The sequence below is a fragment of the Luteimonas sp. MJ250 genome, assembly GCF_039548455.1.
In the GTDB taxonomy this organism is placed as follows: domain Bacteria; phylum Pseudomonadota; class Gammaproteobacteria; order Xanthomonadales; family Xanthomonadaceae; genus Luteimonas.
The window spans coordinates 140,976-154,562 of record NZ_JBCLVB010000012.1 but is presented as its reverse complement, the minus strand read 5'-3'; the positions used below and the strand labels follow the sequence as shown (position 1 = coordinate 154,562).

Sequence of the window (13,587 nt, the reverse complement as noted above, 5' to 3'; positions counted from 1 at the left end):
TTTGCAATGAATGACATCAACAGGAGTTTCGCCGTGGTGCTGGCGGGTATCTTCGGTCTGCTTGCGGCCTGCACGGCCGACAGCAGCACCTCGGCTGCGCCCGTGGCCCCGCCGTCCGTGCCTGCGCACAGTCCCGTTGCGCCGGCGAACACTGCCGAATCGTCGCTGCTGGTGGTGCACAAAAGCCCCAGCTGCGGCTGCTGCGTGGCCTGGATCGAGCACATGCGCGACGCCGGCTTCGCCGTCGAAGTCCATGACCACGACGACATGGGCCCGATCAAGCAGCGGGCCGGCGTGCCCTACGCCAAGGGCTCCTGCCACACCGCCGAGATCGACGGCTATTTCGTCGAAGGCCATGTCCCCGCGGACGACGTCAAGCGCCTGCTGGCAGAACGTCCGGATGCCCGCGGCCTGACGGTGCCCGGAATGCCGGCCGGATCACCGGGGATGGAGCTGCCCGACGGCACGGTCCATCCCTACGCGGTCGAGCTGGTCCAGCACGATGGCAGCACGACCGAATACGCCCGCCACGGCGACTGAGCGGATGCGGGCGCCCGGTCCGGGCGCCCCTTGCGGGCCACTGCCGGATCAGTCGCGGCGCGGTTTGATCTGGCCGACGACGCTGCGGAGCTCGTCGAAGCTGTCGACGTTGCCGCTCGCCTCGATCTTGAAGTGGTCGGCCCCGGTGACGCTGTACGTGCCGTATTTCCCGGCACTGTTCCACTCTTCGCTGAAGAGCTGGCCGTCGCGGCTGTAGGTGCGTTCAAAGCCATCGCTGGTCTCGGTGCTCTCTTCGACGCCAAAGGCGCTGGCCATCGCCATCATCGAGCCCATGGCGGCAAGGTCGACGATCTCGACCTGGATCTCGCCGGAACCGTCGCCAGCCGCATACGTGGCCGATGCCTGGCTGATCTCCATGCCCATGCCGCTGTTGCGGCTGGCGGAAATGGCGGTGCGGGCCCTGTTTCCAAGCCTGTCAGGCAGCAGCGCACGGAGCGCTTCGGGTGCAAGCGCCGGCACCGGCTCGCCGTCCGCGCCGGTGCTGCCGGACATGGCGCCCATCATCGCGCCAAGCGCCTTGGCCTGCGCATCGCCGTCGCCGCTGGCCTTGGCCGCTTCAACGTCGCGGGCAGCGGCTTCCATCCGCTTGCCCATCCGCTCCAGCTGGCCGAGCCGGCTGTCCTCGCCGAAGGTCACGTCGCTGCCGCTGCTCCCGCCCAGTGCCCCGGTGGCAAGCGCGCCCGCGCCGGTGATCCCGGCCAGGATCGCGCCCAGGACCAGGCTCAGCACGAAGGTGATGACCACGCTGACCGCCGTGTAGCCCAGCGATTTCTCCGGCGGGCATTTCATGGTGTGCGGCAGGCCGAGGTACAGCAGGTAGATGCTGTACGCGGCACCGGCCAGGGCGACCAGCCAGCCGAGCCAGGGGATGACCACCCCGATGCCGGCCACCCATGCCGCCGTCCATGCGTAGCCGACCGCCTTGAGCGCCTGCACCTGGTCCTTGCGGCCGCCGAACGACGGCGCCAGCGCGTTGACGATCATCGCCACCACGTACAGCACCACCAGGCCAAGCACATAGCCAAGCACCATGCCGAACAGGCCGATCAGGATCGGCGTGCTCACGTTGATGCCGAGCATGCTGTGCCCGATCAGGCTGCCCTTGATGAAGCCGAACACCGCCGGGATGGCGGCAAGGATCATGATGTAGCGCGTGTAGAGCCCCTTGATGCTCGCGTCTTCGGCGGCGATCACCGGCCACTCCGTGCGCGGCGACGTCAGGATCGCCTGGACCCTGGCAGGCAGGGATGCAGCGTCGGTGGAAGGGCGGCTGGGGAACTGCGGGTCGGTCTCCATGGGGATCCTTTGCAAGCGTAGGGCGATGACTGTCCTATGATGTACGCCGCCCGCCAGCTGCACAGGACATCGAGGCGCAACGCGACAACATGTGTTGACGGAACGATTTCCCGCCCCTACAATTTCGGGCTCAGCAACGTGGGGCCATAGCTCAGCTGGGAGAGCGCCTGCATGGCATGCAGGAGGTCGGCGGTTCGATCCCGCCTGGCTCCACCACTCATCGACCAGGGCCGGTCATGAGTGCGGACGGTTTCAAAGTCCCCATCGTCTAGAGGCCTAGGACACCACCCTTTCACGGTGGACACCGGGGTTCGAATCCCCGTGGGGACGCCAACACGGAAAAGCCCGCCTTCATGGCGGGCTTTTTCTTTGTGGAGATGGCTGCGTTGCCGGTCCGTGTCGCTGGTAGCTCAGCCCTTTCCTTCGCGCGCGGCGATCTCCGGCCAGTCGATTTCCACGCCCTTTCGATGCCCCTTTTCGACCAGCTTCAGACCCGTCGGGTCGATGGTCAGGGTGTAGGCCTTGTCGCCGATCTGCACTTCGCGCTTGAGCGGTTTGTCGAGCTTCGTCGTCATGGGTTCACCTTTTGCTGTCGGGGGAACTGCGTTTCGAAGATAGCATCGCCCCCGGCGCCGGGCATGAAGGCAGCGGCGCCAGCGTGGCCACGCCATGCCCGCTTTCGGCCAGGTACTGCAGCCACTTGCCGAGGAAGGTGTTCATCCGCATCCGGTGCCCGAGCAGCTGCGCCGGCGGCGGGAACATGCCGATCGCGTCCTGCCAGCGGCGCCCGACGTAGCAGTGGGTGGCCTCCACCTGGCGCGCGTCGCGATACAGCCGCAGGAACGCGGAAGGGTCCGGCTGGCCGGTGACCGGATCGGGCAGTGCCACGTAGGCCATGCGCAGTTCGCTGGTGTAGGCGTGGCGCTCGACCACGTCGAGGCGCAGGTCGAGGCCGTCGCCAATGCTGGAAACGTATCCGCCGACGGCGAGGTCGCCTGCTTCGAACAGGCGCACCAGCCGCGAATGGTTTTCCGCGTACAGCGCCATCAGCCAGCCGAGGCGGCTGAGACCGGGGACATGCAGGCGGCGGGCGACGACGTGCGACATGCCAGCGATGCTACACGCTCGGCTAGAACATGCCGCGGCGGATCCCCAGGGTCGACATCACCTTGCTGGAGATCTCCTCGATCGAGGTGTGGGTGGTGCTCAGCACCGGGATACGCTCGGCGCGGAACAGCGATTCCGCCGCCGCCACTTCGCGCTTGCAGGTCTCGAGCTCGGCGTATTTCGAGTTCGGGCGCCGCTCCTGGCGGATCTGCTGCAGGCGCACGGGATCGATGGTCAGCCCGAACAGTTTGGCGCGGTGCGCACGCAGGCGCGGCGGCAGGCGGTCGTGCTCCAGGTCTTCCTCGGTCAGCGGGTAGTTGGCCGCTGCGATCCCGTGGTGCAGCGCGAGGTAGACGCAGGTCGGCGTCTTGCCGGCGCGGGACACGGCCACCAGGATCACGTCGGCCGCGTCGTAGTTGATCGACATGCCGTCGTCGTGCGTCAGCGCATAGTTCATGGCATTGATGCGCTTGTGATAGGCGTCGAAATCGACCATGCCGTGCGCCTGGCCGACGCGGGCCTGGCGGCTTTCGCCCAGCTCGGCCTCGAGCAGGCTCATGAACGGTTCGAACACGTCCAGCAGCATGGCGCCACTGGCGGCGATGGCCGCGGTGAAGTCGACGTTGACGCAGGAGCTGACCACGATCGGCCGCAGCCCGCAGGCCTCGCCCGCCGCCCGGATGCGCAAGGCGATCTCCCCGGCGCGCTCGATGCTGTCGACGAAGGGAATGCGCTCGGGGGCGAACGCCGTGTCGCGGAACTGGGTGAGAAGGCTGTGGCCGATGGTTTCGGCGGTGATTCCGGTGCCATCCGAGACGTAAAAGACCGGGCGCGGCGTCGACATGCGTTTTTTCCTGCTGCGCCGCGGGCCCCGCGGCGGGATGGCTTGCTAAAATACCCGGACTCGACGCCCGGTGCCGCTGCCGGCCACCTTTCCCGCTGATCCACCGATTTCCCTCCGGAGTCCGCCTTGAGCGCCAACATCCTGTGGCTTGACGACCTTCGCCTGACCGACCTTGCACAGGTGGGCGGCAAGAATTCCTCGCTTGGCGAGATGATCGGCAACCTGGCCCGGCTCGGCGTATCCGTGCCCGGCGGCTTTGCCACCACCTCCGACGCCTTCAAGGACTTCGTCGCCCACAACAACCTGCACCAGCGGATCTTCGACAAGCTCGCGACGCTCGACGTCGAGGACGTGCCCGCGCTGGCGCGCGCCGGCGGCGAGATCCGTGGCTGGGTGATCGACGCACCGCTGCACCCTGCGCTCGAGTCCGACATCCGCACCGCCTACGCCAAGCTCTGCGCCGACAACGGTGGCCAGGACGTGGCGGTGGCCGTGCGCTCTTCTGCCACCGCCGAAGACCTGCCCGATGCCAGCTTCGCCGGCCAGCAGGAAACCTTCCTCAACGTCACCGGCGCCGACGACGTGGTGGTCAAGGTCAAGGAGGTGTTCGCCAGCCTCTACAACGACCGCGCGATCGCCTACCGCGTGCACCACGGCTTCAAGCACGAGGACGTGTTCCTGTCCGCCGGCGTGCAGCTGATGGTGCGTTCGGACTGCGGAAGCTCGGGCGTGCTGTTCACCCTCGACACCGAGTCCGGCTTCCGCGACGTGGTGTTCATCACTTCAAGCTATGGCCTGGGCGAAAACGTCGTGCAGGGCGCGGTCAATCCTGACGAGTTCTATGTCTACAAGCCGACGCTGCGCAAGGAACGCCCGGCCATCCTGCGCCGCTCGCTCGGCGCCAAGCAGATCCGCATGGTCTATTCCGACCAGCCCGGCGAGCGCGTGCGCAACGAAGACACGCCGGACGCCCTGCGCTCGAAGTTCTCGATCAGCGACGAAGACGTGCACGAACTCGCCCGCCAGGCGCTGACCATCGAGCAGCACTACGAGCGGCCGATGGACATCGAGTGGGCCAAGGACGGCGTGACCGGCAAGCTGTTCATCGTCCAGGCGCGCCCGGAAACGGTGAAGTCGCGCGCCAAGGCCACCCAGATCGAGCGCTTCATGCTCGGCAGCCGCGGCCCCGTGGTCTGCGAAGGCCGCGCGATCGGCCAGAAGATCGGCAGCGGCGTGGCGCGCGTGGTGCGCACCCTGGACGACATGCATCGCGTGCAGCCCGGCGATGTCCTGGTCGCCGACATGACCGACCCCGACTGGGAGCCGGTGATGAAGCGCGCCGCCGCCATCGTCACCAACCGCGGCGGCCGCACCTGCCATGCGGCGATCATCGCCCGCGAGCTGGGCGTGCCCGCCGTGGTCGGCACCGGCAACGCACTGGACACGATCGAGGACGGCGCCACCGTCACCATCAGCTGCGCCGAGGGCGATACCGGCTTCATCTACGCGGGTGCCCTGCCCTTCGAGCGCATCACCACCGACCTGACCTCGATGCCCGAGGCGCCGCTCAAGATCATGATGAACGTCGCCAACCCCGAGCGCGCGTTCGACTTCGGCCAGCTCCCCAACGCCGGCATCGGCCTGGCGCGCCTGGAGATGATCATCGCCGCGCATATCGGCGTGCATCCCAACGCGCTGCTTGAATACGACAAGCAGGATGCGGAAACGAAGAAAAAGATCGACGAGCGCGCGGCCGGCTACGCCGACCCGGTGAGCTTCTACGTCGACCGCCTGGCCGAGGGCATCGCCACGCTGACCGCGTCGGTGGCGCCGAACCCGGTGATCGTGCGCATGTCGGACTTCAAGTCCAACGAGTACGCCAACCTCATCGGCGGCAGCCGCTACGAGCCCGAGGAAGAGAACCCGATGATCGGCTTCCGCGGCGCCAGCCGCTACGTCGACAAGGCCTTCGCGGATGCGTTTGCCCTGGAATGCCGCGCGGTGCTCAAGGTGCGCGAGACCATGGGCCTGGACAACCTCTGGGTGATGATCCCGTTCGTGCGCACGCTCGACGAGGGCCGCCGCGTGCTCGAGGTGCTGGCCGCCAACGGCCTGCGCCGCGGCGTCAACGGGCTCAAGGTGATCATGATGTGCGAGGTGCCCTCGAATGCCCTGCTGGCCGACGAGTTCCTGGAGATGTTCGACGGCTTCTCGATCGGCTCCAACGACCTCACGCAGCTGACGCTTGGCCTCGACCGCGACTCGGCGGTGGTCGCGCACCTGTTCGACGAGCGCGACCCGGCGGTGAAGAAGCTGCTGTCGATGGCCATCCAGGCGGCAAAGGCCAAGGGCAAGTACATCGGCATCTGCGGCCAGGGCCCGAGCGACCATCCCGACCTTGCCGAATGGCTGATGCAGCAGGGCATCGAGTCGCTGTCGCTCAACCCCGACACCGTGGTCGACACCTGGCTCAAGCTGGCCAAGTCCAAGGCCACCGGCTGAGCACCCGCGCCGCGTCCCCTGTGGGCGCGGCCATGGCCGCGATCACCGCGGCAGCAAGATTGGAAGGCCGGGCTTCGCAGCCCGGGCTTTCCTTTTTTCCGCGCATGACCCGAATCCGTGGCACACGTGCTATGCCGGGTCGCAGCTATAGCTGCTCCTGCAACGGGAGCACAGCGTTATTTGTGCGGGGCGAAGGTGCCCATGGCGCCGCGGTAGTGGCGGAGCTCGGCGATCGAGTCGTGGACGTCGCTCAGCGCGGTGTGTGCGGCCTGCTTGCGGATGCCGGCCAGCACGTCGGGCGCCCAGCGGCGCGCCAGTTCCTTGATGGTGCTGACGTCGAGGTTGCGGTAGTGGAAGAAGCGCTCGAGCTGCGGCATGCGGCGGTGCAGGAAGCGGCGGTCCTGGCAGATGGAGTTGCCGCAGATCGGCGACTCGTTGGGCTTCAGCCAGCGCCCAAGGAACTCCAGCGTGCGCGCCTCGGCTTCGGCCATCGGCACGCCCTCCTCCAGCACCCGCCGCCACAGCCCGGACTTGCCGTGCTGGTTGCGGTTCCAGTCGTCCATCGCCTCGAGCCGCGCCAGCGGATGCGCGATGGCAAGCTCGGGGCCTTCGGCCAGTATGTTGAGGTCGGCGTCGGTCACCACCGTCGCGATCTCCAGGATGGAATCGTGGTCGGTGTCCAGGCCGGTCATTTCAAGGTCGATCCATGCCAGGCGGTTGCTGCTTTCGCTCACGTCGTTCCTTTGTCGGGTGTCGGTTCACGGCGGGCATGCGAAGCCCGGCGCGGCAATCCCACATCATAACGTGGCGCCTGAAGCTGTCTCAGCCCGCGGCGCGCCCGCGCTTGCGCCGGAAGTAGTCGCGCAGCCGGGTTCCGGCCTCCACGTCAAGCACGCCGCCGCTCACCTCGACGCGGTGGTTGTGGCGCGCATCGGCCAGCAGGTCGAAGACGCTGCCGGCGGCGCCGGTCTTGGGATCGGCGGCCCCGTAGACCACGCGTGCGATGCGGGCGTGGACCATCGCCATCGCGCACATCGCGCAGGGCTCCAGCGTCACGTACAGCGTGCAGCCGATGAGCCGGTGGTTGCCCAGCGCCTGGCCGGCCTTGCGCATGGCCACGATTTCGGCGTGCGCGCTGGGGTCGTGCTCGCCGATGTTCCGGTTCCAGCCTTCGGCCACGATCCCGCCTTCCGGCCCCACCAGCACCGCGCCCACCGGGATCTCGTCGAACTCGCGCTCGGCACGGTCGGCCAGCGCCAGTGCATGGCGCATCCAGGCCTGGTCGCGTTGGTCGGGGCTGGTGGCGTCATCCGGGTGCATCCCGCGCATTCTAGATGGCCCGGACCTGACCGGCATCAGCGGCGCCCGCCGCCGCGGGGCCTAGAATCAGCGGATGGACACAGGCAACGCACCCGCACCGTCCGGGCATGGCGGAGAGGCACCACTGCGGCCGATGCAGGTCGACGTCGTCTCGGTGCAGTCGCAGGTCGTCTATGGCCAGGTCGGCAACACCATCGCGGTGCCGACGCTGCAGGCGCTGGGCCTGCGCGTGGCCGCCGTGCCGACGGTGGTGCTGAGCAATACGCCGCACCATCCGACAATCCATGGCGGCGCGATCCCGCTGGAGTGGTTCGAAGGCTACCTGGCGGACCTGCACGCGCGCGACTCGCTGCGGCGCCTGAAGGCCGTGGTCGTGGGTTACCTCGGCGGTCCCGCCCAGGCCATGGCGCTTGCACGCTGGATCGAGGCCCTCGTGCACGAGCGCCCGGACATCCAGGTCTTCATCGATCCGGTGATCGGCGATGAGGACGTCGGCGTGTACGTCGACCCGGGCATGGTCGAGGCCTATCGCACCCATCTCCTGCCGCTGGCCGACGGCCTGGTGCCCAACGGCTTCGAGCTCGGGCTCCTGGCCGGTCGGCCGGTGGCAAGCGTCGACGAGGTCGTGGATGCGGCGCGCGCCCTGCTCCGCGGACGAACCCGCTGCGTCGTCGCCACCAGCGCGGCGCCGGCCAGCTGGCGGGCCGGCATGATGCGGGTGGCCGTGGTGACCCGTGAGTCCGTCGAAGTCATCGAGCACCCGCGACTGGACAGCACGCCCAAGGGAACCGGGGACCTGTTCAGCGCGACCCTCGCCGGACACCGGCTTGCCGGATGCGGCCTTGCCGATGCAGCCAGGCACGCCTGCGACCGCGTGCTTGAAGTCCTGGCCACCACCCGCGCCGCCGGCAGCGCCGAAATGCTGGTCTTCCCCGACCCGGCGCCGGATGCCTGATGCACGCGCGTGCGGTGTCGGATCAGCCCGTGCCCTGCCTGCGATGCATCAACACCCCTGCGACACTCACGCCCGCCGCGACCAGCACCACGATGATCGTGGCCAGCGCGTTGATCTCCGGTGTCACGCCGAGCTTGACCTTGGAATAGATCACCATCGGCATCGTGCTTGCGCCAGGGCCGGAGGTGAAGCTGGCGATCACCAGGTCATCCAGCGACAGCGTGAAGGCAAGCAGCCAGCCTGCCAGCAGCGCGGGTGCGATCAGCGGCAGGGTAATCACGAAGAACACCCGCCAGGGCTTCGCACCCAGGTCCATGGCCGCCTCTTCCAGGCTGTCGTCCATGCCCGCCATGCGCGAGCGCACCACCACGGTGACGTAGCAGGCGGTGAGCGTGATGTGCGCCAGCGTGATCGTGACCATGCCGCGGTCGGGCCAGCCGAAGGCCTGCTGCAGGGTCACGAACAGCAGCAGCGACGACAGCCCCATCATCACGTCGGGCATGACCATCGGCGCGGAGTTCATCAGGCTTAGCAGGCCGCGCCCCGGGAAACGGCCGAAGCGCGACAGCGCCAGGCCACAGGCGGTGCCCAGGAACACGGCGGCGGTCGCCGTGATCGCGGCGATCAGGAAGCTGCGCTGCACCGCATCCAGCAGCTGGTCGTTGGCCAGCAGCGCGCTGTACCAGCGGGTCGAGAAGCCGCCCCACACCGTCGCCACGCGCGAGGCGTTGAACGAGTACGCCACCACCGAGAGGATCGGGATGTACAGGAAGGCGTAGCCCAGCACCATCGCGGTGTAGAGCAGGAACGGATTGCGCTTCATGCCTCCGCCTCGCGTTCGCTGCGCCGGTTCTCGAAGTATTCGAACAACAGCGTCGGCAGCACGATCATCACCAGCATGGCGATGGTCACCGCGGCCGCAAGCGGCCAGTCGCGGTTGGTGAAGAATTCGATCCACAGCACCCGGCCGATGGTCAGCGCGTCGGGCCCGCCGAGGATGTCGGGGATCACGAACTCGCCGACTGCAGGGATGAACACCAGCAGCGAGCCGGCGATGATGCCCGGCATCGACAGCGGCAGCGTCACCCGCAGGAACGCGTGCCATGGCTTGGCGCCGAGGTCCTCGGCGGCTTCCAGCAGGGTGAAGTCCAGCCGTATCAGCGTGGCGGTCAGCGGCAGGATCATGAACGGCAGGTAGTTGTAGACGATGCCGATGTAGACCGCGATGTCGGTGTGCAGCAGTGCGAAGTCCGGACCGGCCAGCCCGACCGCCATCAGCGCCTGTGCCAGCAGTCCATTGGCCTTCAGGATGCCGATCAGCGCATAGGTGCGCAGCAGCGAACTGGTCCAGAACGGCAGGATCACCAGCACCAGCAGCAGCAGGCGCATCACCGGCGTGGCGCGTGCGATGCCATAGGCGATCGGATAGCCCAGCAGCAGGCAGAACACGGTGGACACCGACGCGAACAGCAGCGACTTGAGATAGGCCGACACGTACAGCGGGTCGGACAGCAGCATCGCGTAGTTGGACACGTGCAGGCGCAGCGAGGCCGCGCCGTCGGCCGCGGTCTCGACCAGGGCCGTGTACGGCGGTGCCTGCCCGAACACCGCCTGCGCGAAGCTGATCTTGAGCACGATCAGGAATGGCACCAGGAAGAACAGGCCCAGCCACAGCATCGGCAGCGCGGTGACCAGGAAGCGGCCGCGGCGGGTGCGGAATTCGTGGCCGACCGCGCGGAACCAGCCGAACAGGTTGCGCACCACGTCGAACCAGAAGTCCCACAGCCCCGCGTTGCGGACCTGGTTCATGCCGTCAGCACCACCGCGCTGGCCGCTTCCCAGCTGAGCCACAGGGTGTCGTCCCAGTCGTAGTGCGGCTCGGAGCTGCGGGCGACGTGCGTCTCCTGCACGCGCACGATGGCGCCGGCCCCGGTCTCGACCTGGTAGATCGAGACATCGCCCAGGTAGGCGATGTCGCGGACCTTGCCGACCACCACGTTCTCGGTGGCCACGCTGCCGCGCGGCGGCGGCGCCTCGTGCACGTCGATCTTCTCCGGGCGCACGGCGACGCTGACCGCGGTGCCCTCGGGCAGCGGGTCGCTGTGGCGCGCAAGCAATTCGGCGTCGAGCGCATCGCACTGGACCCGCACCTGGCCCGTGGCCTCGTCGCTGCCCAGCACGCGGCCCTCGAAGATGTTGATGCCGCCGATGAACTCGGCCACGAAGCGCGTGGCCGGGTATTCGTACAGCACCGCCGGCGTGGAGACCTGGACGATGCGCCCGGTGTCCATCACCGCGATGCGCGACGACATCGTCATCGCCTCTTCCTGGTCGTGGGTGACCATGATGAAGGTGGTGCCGACGCGCTCCTGGATGTTCACCAGTTCGAACTGGGTGTGCTCGCGCAGGCGCCGGTCGAGCGCGCCCAGGGGTTCGTCCAGGAGCAGCAGCTTGGGCTGCTTGGCCAGCGCGCGCGCAAGCGCCACGCGCTGGCGCTGGCCGCCCGACAGCTGGTGCGGCTTGCGGTTGGCCAGCTGCGGCATGCGCACCAGCTCCAGCATCGCCTGCACGCGCTCGCGGATCTCGCTGGCGGGCAGCCGGTCCTGGCGCAGGCCGAAGGCGATGTTCTGCGCCACGCTCATGTGCGGGAACAGCGCGTAGCTCTGGAACATCATGTTGACCGGCCGCTGGTAGGGCGGCAGGTCGGTCACGTCCACACCGTCGATCAGGATGCGCCCCTGGTCGGGCGCCTCCAGGCCGGCCAGGATCCGCAGCAGGGTGCTCTTGCCGGAGCCCGAGCCGCCCAGCAGCGCGAAGAACTCGCCGCGGTAGATGTCCAGGGTGACGTCGTCGCAAGCATAGACCTTGCCGAAGGTCCGCGTGACCCCCTCGATGCGCACGAAGGGCTGTGCGGCGGAGTCACGCCAGGGTTCGGAAACAAGGCTCCGCGCGGGGGCCGTCATCGCCTAGCGGCCGCTCTTGATGCCGGTCCAGGCGCGCACGCGCTGGCGCTGCACGTCTTCCGGAAGCGACGTCGGGTCGACCAGCTTGGCGCGCACGTCTTCCGGCGGATAGACGCCCGTGTCGCCGGCGATCTCCGGGTCGACCAGCGCCGTGGCCGCCTGGTTGGCGTTGGCGTAGGCGACGTGGTCGGTGATCGCGGCACTCACCTCGGGCTCCATCAGGTAGTTGACGAAGGCGTGGGCGTTGTCCGGGTGGCGCGCATCGGTGGGGATCGCGACCAGGTCGGTCCAGCGGATCGCACCCTCCTTCGGGATCACGTAGCGGATGTCGGGGACGGGCTTGCCGGTCGCTTCCGCGGCCTCGGCCGCGACGTCGCGGGCCTGGCCGATGTCACCCGAATAGCCCATCACCAGGCAGGCGTCGCCGTTGGCCAGGGCGTCCTTGTATTCGGCATTGTTGAAGGTGCGGATGTGCGGCCGGATCGCGGCATAGACCTGCCTGACCGCGTCGATCTCGTCGGCGGCGCCCGCGTTCGGGTCGCGGCCCAGCCACAGCAGCGCCGCGCCGAAGGTCTCCTGGTCGTCGTCGAGGACGTGGATGCCGCAGGACGCCAGCTTCGCCGCGTTGGCGGGGTCGAACAGCAGGCTCCATGAGTCCAGCGGCGCACCCTCGCCCAGGGCGGCCCGGACCTTGTCGACGTTCACGCCCAGGCCGGTGGTGCCCCACATATAGGGCACCGCGTGGGCGTTGCCCGGATCGATATCGGACAGGCCGTCCATGATCGCGGTGTCCAGGTGCTGCAGGTTGGGCAGCTTCGACTTGTCCAGCTCCGCGTACAGTCCGGCGCGGATCTGGCGCTGTGCGAAGGGGCGCGCGGACGGGAACACCACGTCGTAGCCGGAGCCGCCGGCGGTGAGCTTGGTCTCCAGCGTTTCATTGTCGGCGTAGACGTCGTAGTTGACCTTGATGCCGGTGGCCGCCTCGAAATTGGCGATGGTGTCGTCGGCGACATAGTCCGACCAGTTGTAGACGTTGAGCACCTTTTCCTCGGCACCCGCCGGCGCGCTGCCGCCGGCATCGTCGGTCTGGCTGCCACCGCAGGCGGCAAGGATCAGTGCACAGGCGAGCGGTGCGAGGCGCAGGGACACGGCGGTTCTCCGGAACGGTGTGTGGAAGCAGAGCATTGTTCGTAGCGCATCCGGACGGTGTCAACGGGATTGACCCGCATCAGGCTCGCAATGCGGTATCTTCCCGCGCCTTGCCCGCGAATCAGGCCCCGGAGATGGAAGAAATGCGCAAGTTCCCGCTGTGCGCCGCGCTCGCGGCCGCCCTCGCCTGCACCCTGCCCGCCCAGGCGCAGGAGGCTGAAGGCGCCACCGAGGGTGCCTGGTCGTTCGGAGGCGAGGTGGTCGCGGCCAGCGACTATGTCTGGCGGGGCGTCTCCCAGACGATGGAAGACCCGGCGCTGCAGCTCGAGGGCTATGTCGAGCACGAAAGCGGCTTCTACGCGGGCGCGTTCGCCTCCAACGTCGACTTCGGCGACAGCGACGACGGCATCGACCATGAGGTCAACGCCTACATCGGCTGGGCCGGCGAACTCGGCGGCGGCACCGATCTCGACGTGTTCCTGTCGCGCGTGGCCTATCCCGGCCACAACGGCGCCGACTACGACATCGACTACACCGAGATCGAGGCGACGCTGGGCTTCGCGGAGAACTACCGCGTCGGCGTGGCGTACTCGCCGGACATCTTCAACCTGGGCGGCAAGGGCTGGTACTACTACGCAGGCGCCGCGTTCCCGCTTGGCGGCAGCGGCTTCACCCTGGGCGCGCAGGCCGGCCATTACGACCTGGACGCCGCCGCCGGCGACAGCTACAGCGACTGGCTGGTGTCGCTCGATCGCGACTTCGGGCCGATCAACGCCAGGCTGCAGTACACCGACACCGCCGGCTACAGCGAGCTGCTGGCGGAATCCGTGGGCGACTCGCGCCTGGCCGACGGCCGCGCGGCGCTGCTGCTGACCTGGGCGTTCTGAACG

Annotated in this window: 14 protein-coding genes and 2 tRNA genes; 6 read left to right on the top strand and 10 right to left on the bottom strand. The window is 68.2% G+C overall.

Going from position 1 to position 13,587, the window contains the following annotated elements; all coding sequences use genetic code 11:
• Positions 1-6: 6 nt before the first annotated feature.
• Complete coding sequence (locus WCE37_RS10420) at positions 7-540, top strand: DUF411 domain-containing protein (RefSeq protein WP_343279295.1); 534 nt, start codon at positions 7-9, stop codon at positions 538-540.
• Between the two features lie 48 nt (positions 541-588).
• Here the strand turns inward: WCE37_RS10420 and WCE37_RS10415 are convergent, their stop codons facing one another.
• Positions 589-1,857, bottom strand: a complete 1,269-nt coding sequence (locus WCE37_RS10415; RefSeq protein WP_343279294.1) for a Yip1 family protein — start codon at positions 1,855-1,857, stop codon at positions 589-591.
• 140 nt (positions 1,858-1,997) lie between these two features.
• Here WCE37_RS10415 and WCE37_RS10410 point away from each other — a divergent pair.
• Positions 1,998-2,073 (top strand) — tRNA-Ala (locus WCE37_RS10410).
• A gap of 41 nt (positions 2,074-2,114) precedes the next feature.
• Positions 2,115-2,190 (top strand) — tRNA-Glu (locus tag WCE37_RS10405).
• A 77-nt stretch (positions 2,191-2,267) separates the two neighbouring features.
• On the opposite strand, the gene WCE37_RS10400 is transcribed toward WCE37_RS10405, so the two are convergent.
• Genes WCE37_RS10400 through WCE37_RS10390 form a run of 3 tightly spaced genes read right to left on the bottom strand, consistent with a single transcriptional unit; the run spans position 2,268 to position 3,808 of the window.
• Positions 2,268-2,432 carry a hypothetical protein gene (locus tag WCE37_RS10400; protein ID WP_343279293.1) on the bottom strand — a complete coding sequence of 55 codons (165 nt, stop codon included), beginning with the start codon at positions 2,430-2,432 and terminating at the stop codon, positions 2,268-2,270.
• A 4-nt stretch (positions 2,433-2,436) separates the two neighbouring features.
• Positions 2,437-2,964 carry a DUF1249 domain-containing protein gene (locus WCE37_RS10395; protein WP_343253975.1) on the bottom strand — a complete coding sequence of 176 codons (528 nt, stop codon included), beginning with the start codon at positions 2,962-2,964 and terminating at the stop codon, positions 2,437-2,439.
• Positions 2,965-2,986: 22 nt separating this feature from the next.
• Entirely contained in the window at positions 2,987-3,808 is an 822-nt protein-coding gene (locus tag WCE37_RS10390) for a pyruvate, water dikinase regulatory protein (protein ID WP_343279292.1), read from the bottom strand.
• A gap of 126 nt (positions 3,809-3,934) precedes the next feature.
• On the opposite strand from WCE37_RS10390, the gene ppsA reads away from it, so the two are divergent.
• Positions 3,935-6,310 carry a phosphoenolpyruvate synthase gene (gene ppsA, locus WCE37_RS10385; RefSeq protein WP_343279291.1) on the top strand — a complete coding sequence of 792 codons (2,376 nt, stop codon included), beginning with the start codon at positions 3,935-3,937 and terminating at the stop codon, positions 6,308-6,310.
• Positions 6,311-6,486: 176 nt separating this feature from the next.
• Here ppsA and orn read toward each other — a convergent pair whose 3' ends face one another.
• Positions 6,487-7,044, bottom strand: a complete 558-nt coding sequence (orn, locus tag WCE37_RS10380; protein ID WP_343279290.1) for an oligoribonuclease — start codon at positions 7,042-7,044, stop codon at positions 6,487-6,489.
• A gap of 88 nt (positions 7,045-7,132) precedes the next feature.
• Positions 7,133-7,630 carry a tRNA adenosine(34) deaminase TadA gene (tadA, locus tag WCE37_RS10375; protein ID WP_343279289.1) on the bottom strand — a complete coding sequence of 166 codons (498 nt, stop codon included), beginning with the start codon at positions 7,628-7,630 and terminating at the stop codon, positions 7,133-7,135.
• Between the two features lie 73 nt (positions 7,631-7,703).
• Here tadA and pdxK point away from each other — a divergent pair, with 73 nt between their 5' ends.
• A complete protein-coding gene (gene pdxK, locus WCE37_RS10370; protein ID WP_343279288.1) occupies positions 7,704-8,585 on the top strand; it encodes a pyridoxine/pyridoxal/pyridoxamine kinase in 882 nt (293 codons plus the stop codon).
• 22 nt (positions 8,586-8,607) lie between these two features.
• Here pdxK and WCE37_RS10365 read toward each other — a convergent pair whose 3' ends face one another.
• The 4 genes from WCE37_RS10365 to WCE37_RS10350 all read right to left on the bottom strand — a co-directional run bounded on the left by WCE37_RS10365 (position 8,608) and on the right by WCE37_RS10350 (position 12,697).
• Positions 8,608-9,408, bottom strand: coding sequence for an ABC transporter permease subunit (locus tag WCE37_RS10365; RefSeq protein WP_343275568.1), 801 nt, complete (start codon positions 9,406-9,408; stop codon positions 8,608-8,610).
• Positions 9,405-10,262 (bottom strand): ABC transporter permease subunit, encoded by an 858-nt coding sequence (locus WCE37_RS10360; RefSeq protein WP_343279433.1) that lies wholly within the window; start codon positions 10,260-10,262, stop codon positions 9,405-9,407. Before WCE37_RS10360 ends, WCE37_RS10365 begins: the two co-directional genes overlap by 4 nt.
• Before the next feature lie 128 nt (positions 10,263-10,390).
• Complete coding sequence (locus WCE37_RS10355; protein ID WP_343279287.1) at positions 10,391-11,548, bottom strand: ABC transporter ATP-binding protein; 1,158 nt, start codon at positions 11,546-11,548, stop codon at positions 10,391-10,393.
• Between the two features lie 3 nt (positions 11,549-11,551).
• Positions 11,552-12,697 (bottom strand): extracellular solute-binding protein, encoded by a 1,146-nt coding sequence (locus WCE37_RS10350; RefSeq protein WP_343279286.1) that lies wholly within the window; start codon positions 12,695-12,697, stop codon positions 11,552-11,554.
• A gap of 143 nt (positions 12,698-12,840) precedes the next feature.
• On the opposite strand from WCE37_RS10350, the gene WCE37_RS10345 reads away from it, so the two are divergent.
• Positions 12,841-13,584, top strand: a complete 744-nt coding sequence (locus WCE37_RS10345) for a TorF family putative porin (RefSeq protein ID WP_343253984.1) — start codon at positions 12,841-12,843, stop codon at positions 13,582-13,584.
• Positions 13,585-13,587: the final 3 nt, after the last annotated feature.

Bases quoted from the DNA above. Each gene is read 5' to 3' on its own strand.
- WCE37_RS10400 (WP_343279293.1), bottom strand. From the start codon at position 2,432: ATGACGACGAAGCTCGACAAACCGCTCAAGCGCGAAGTGCAGATCGGC.
- WCE37_RS10365 (WP_343275568.1), bottom strand. From the start codon at position 9,408: ATGAAGCGCAATCCGTTCCTGCTCTACACCGCGATGGTGCTGGGCTAC.
- WCE37_RS10345 (WP_343253984.1), top strand. From the start codon at position 12,841: ATGCGCAAGTTCCCGCTGTGCGCCGCGCTCGCGGCCGCCCTCGCCTGC.
- WCE37_RS10395 (WP_343253975.1), bottom strand. From the start codon at position 2,964: ATGTCGCACGTCGTCGCCCGCCGCCTGCATGTCCCCGGTCTCAGCCGC.
- WCE37_RS10360 (WP_343279433.1), bottom strand. From the start codon at position 10,262: ATGCTGTGGCTGGGCCTGTTCTTCCTGGTGCCATTCCTGATCGTGCTC.
- WCE37_RS10390 (WP_343279292.1), bottom strand. From the start codon at position 3,808: ATGTCGACGCCGCGCCCGGTCTTTTACGTCTCGGATGGCACCGGAATC.
- pdxK (WP_343279288.1), top strand. From the start codon at position 7,704: ATGGACACAGGCAACGCACCCGCACCGTCCGGGCATGGCGGAGAGGCA.
- tadA (WP_343279289.1), bottom strand. From the start codon at position 7,630: ATGCACCCGGATGACGCCACCAGCCCCGACCAACGCGACCAGGCCTGG.
- WCE37_RS10355 (WP_343279287.1), bottom strand. From the start codon at position 11,548: ATGACGGCCCCCGCGCGGAGCCTTGTTTCCGAACCCTGGCGTGACTCC.
- WCE37_RS10415 (WP_343279294.1), bottom strand. From the start codon at position 1,857: ATGGAGACCGACCCGCAGTTCCCCAGCCGCCCTTCCACCGACGCTGCA.
- WCE37_RS10420 (WP_343279295.1), top strand. From the start codon at position 7: ATGAATGACATCAACAGGAGTTTCGCCGTGGTGCTGGCGGGTATCTTC.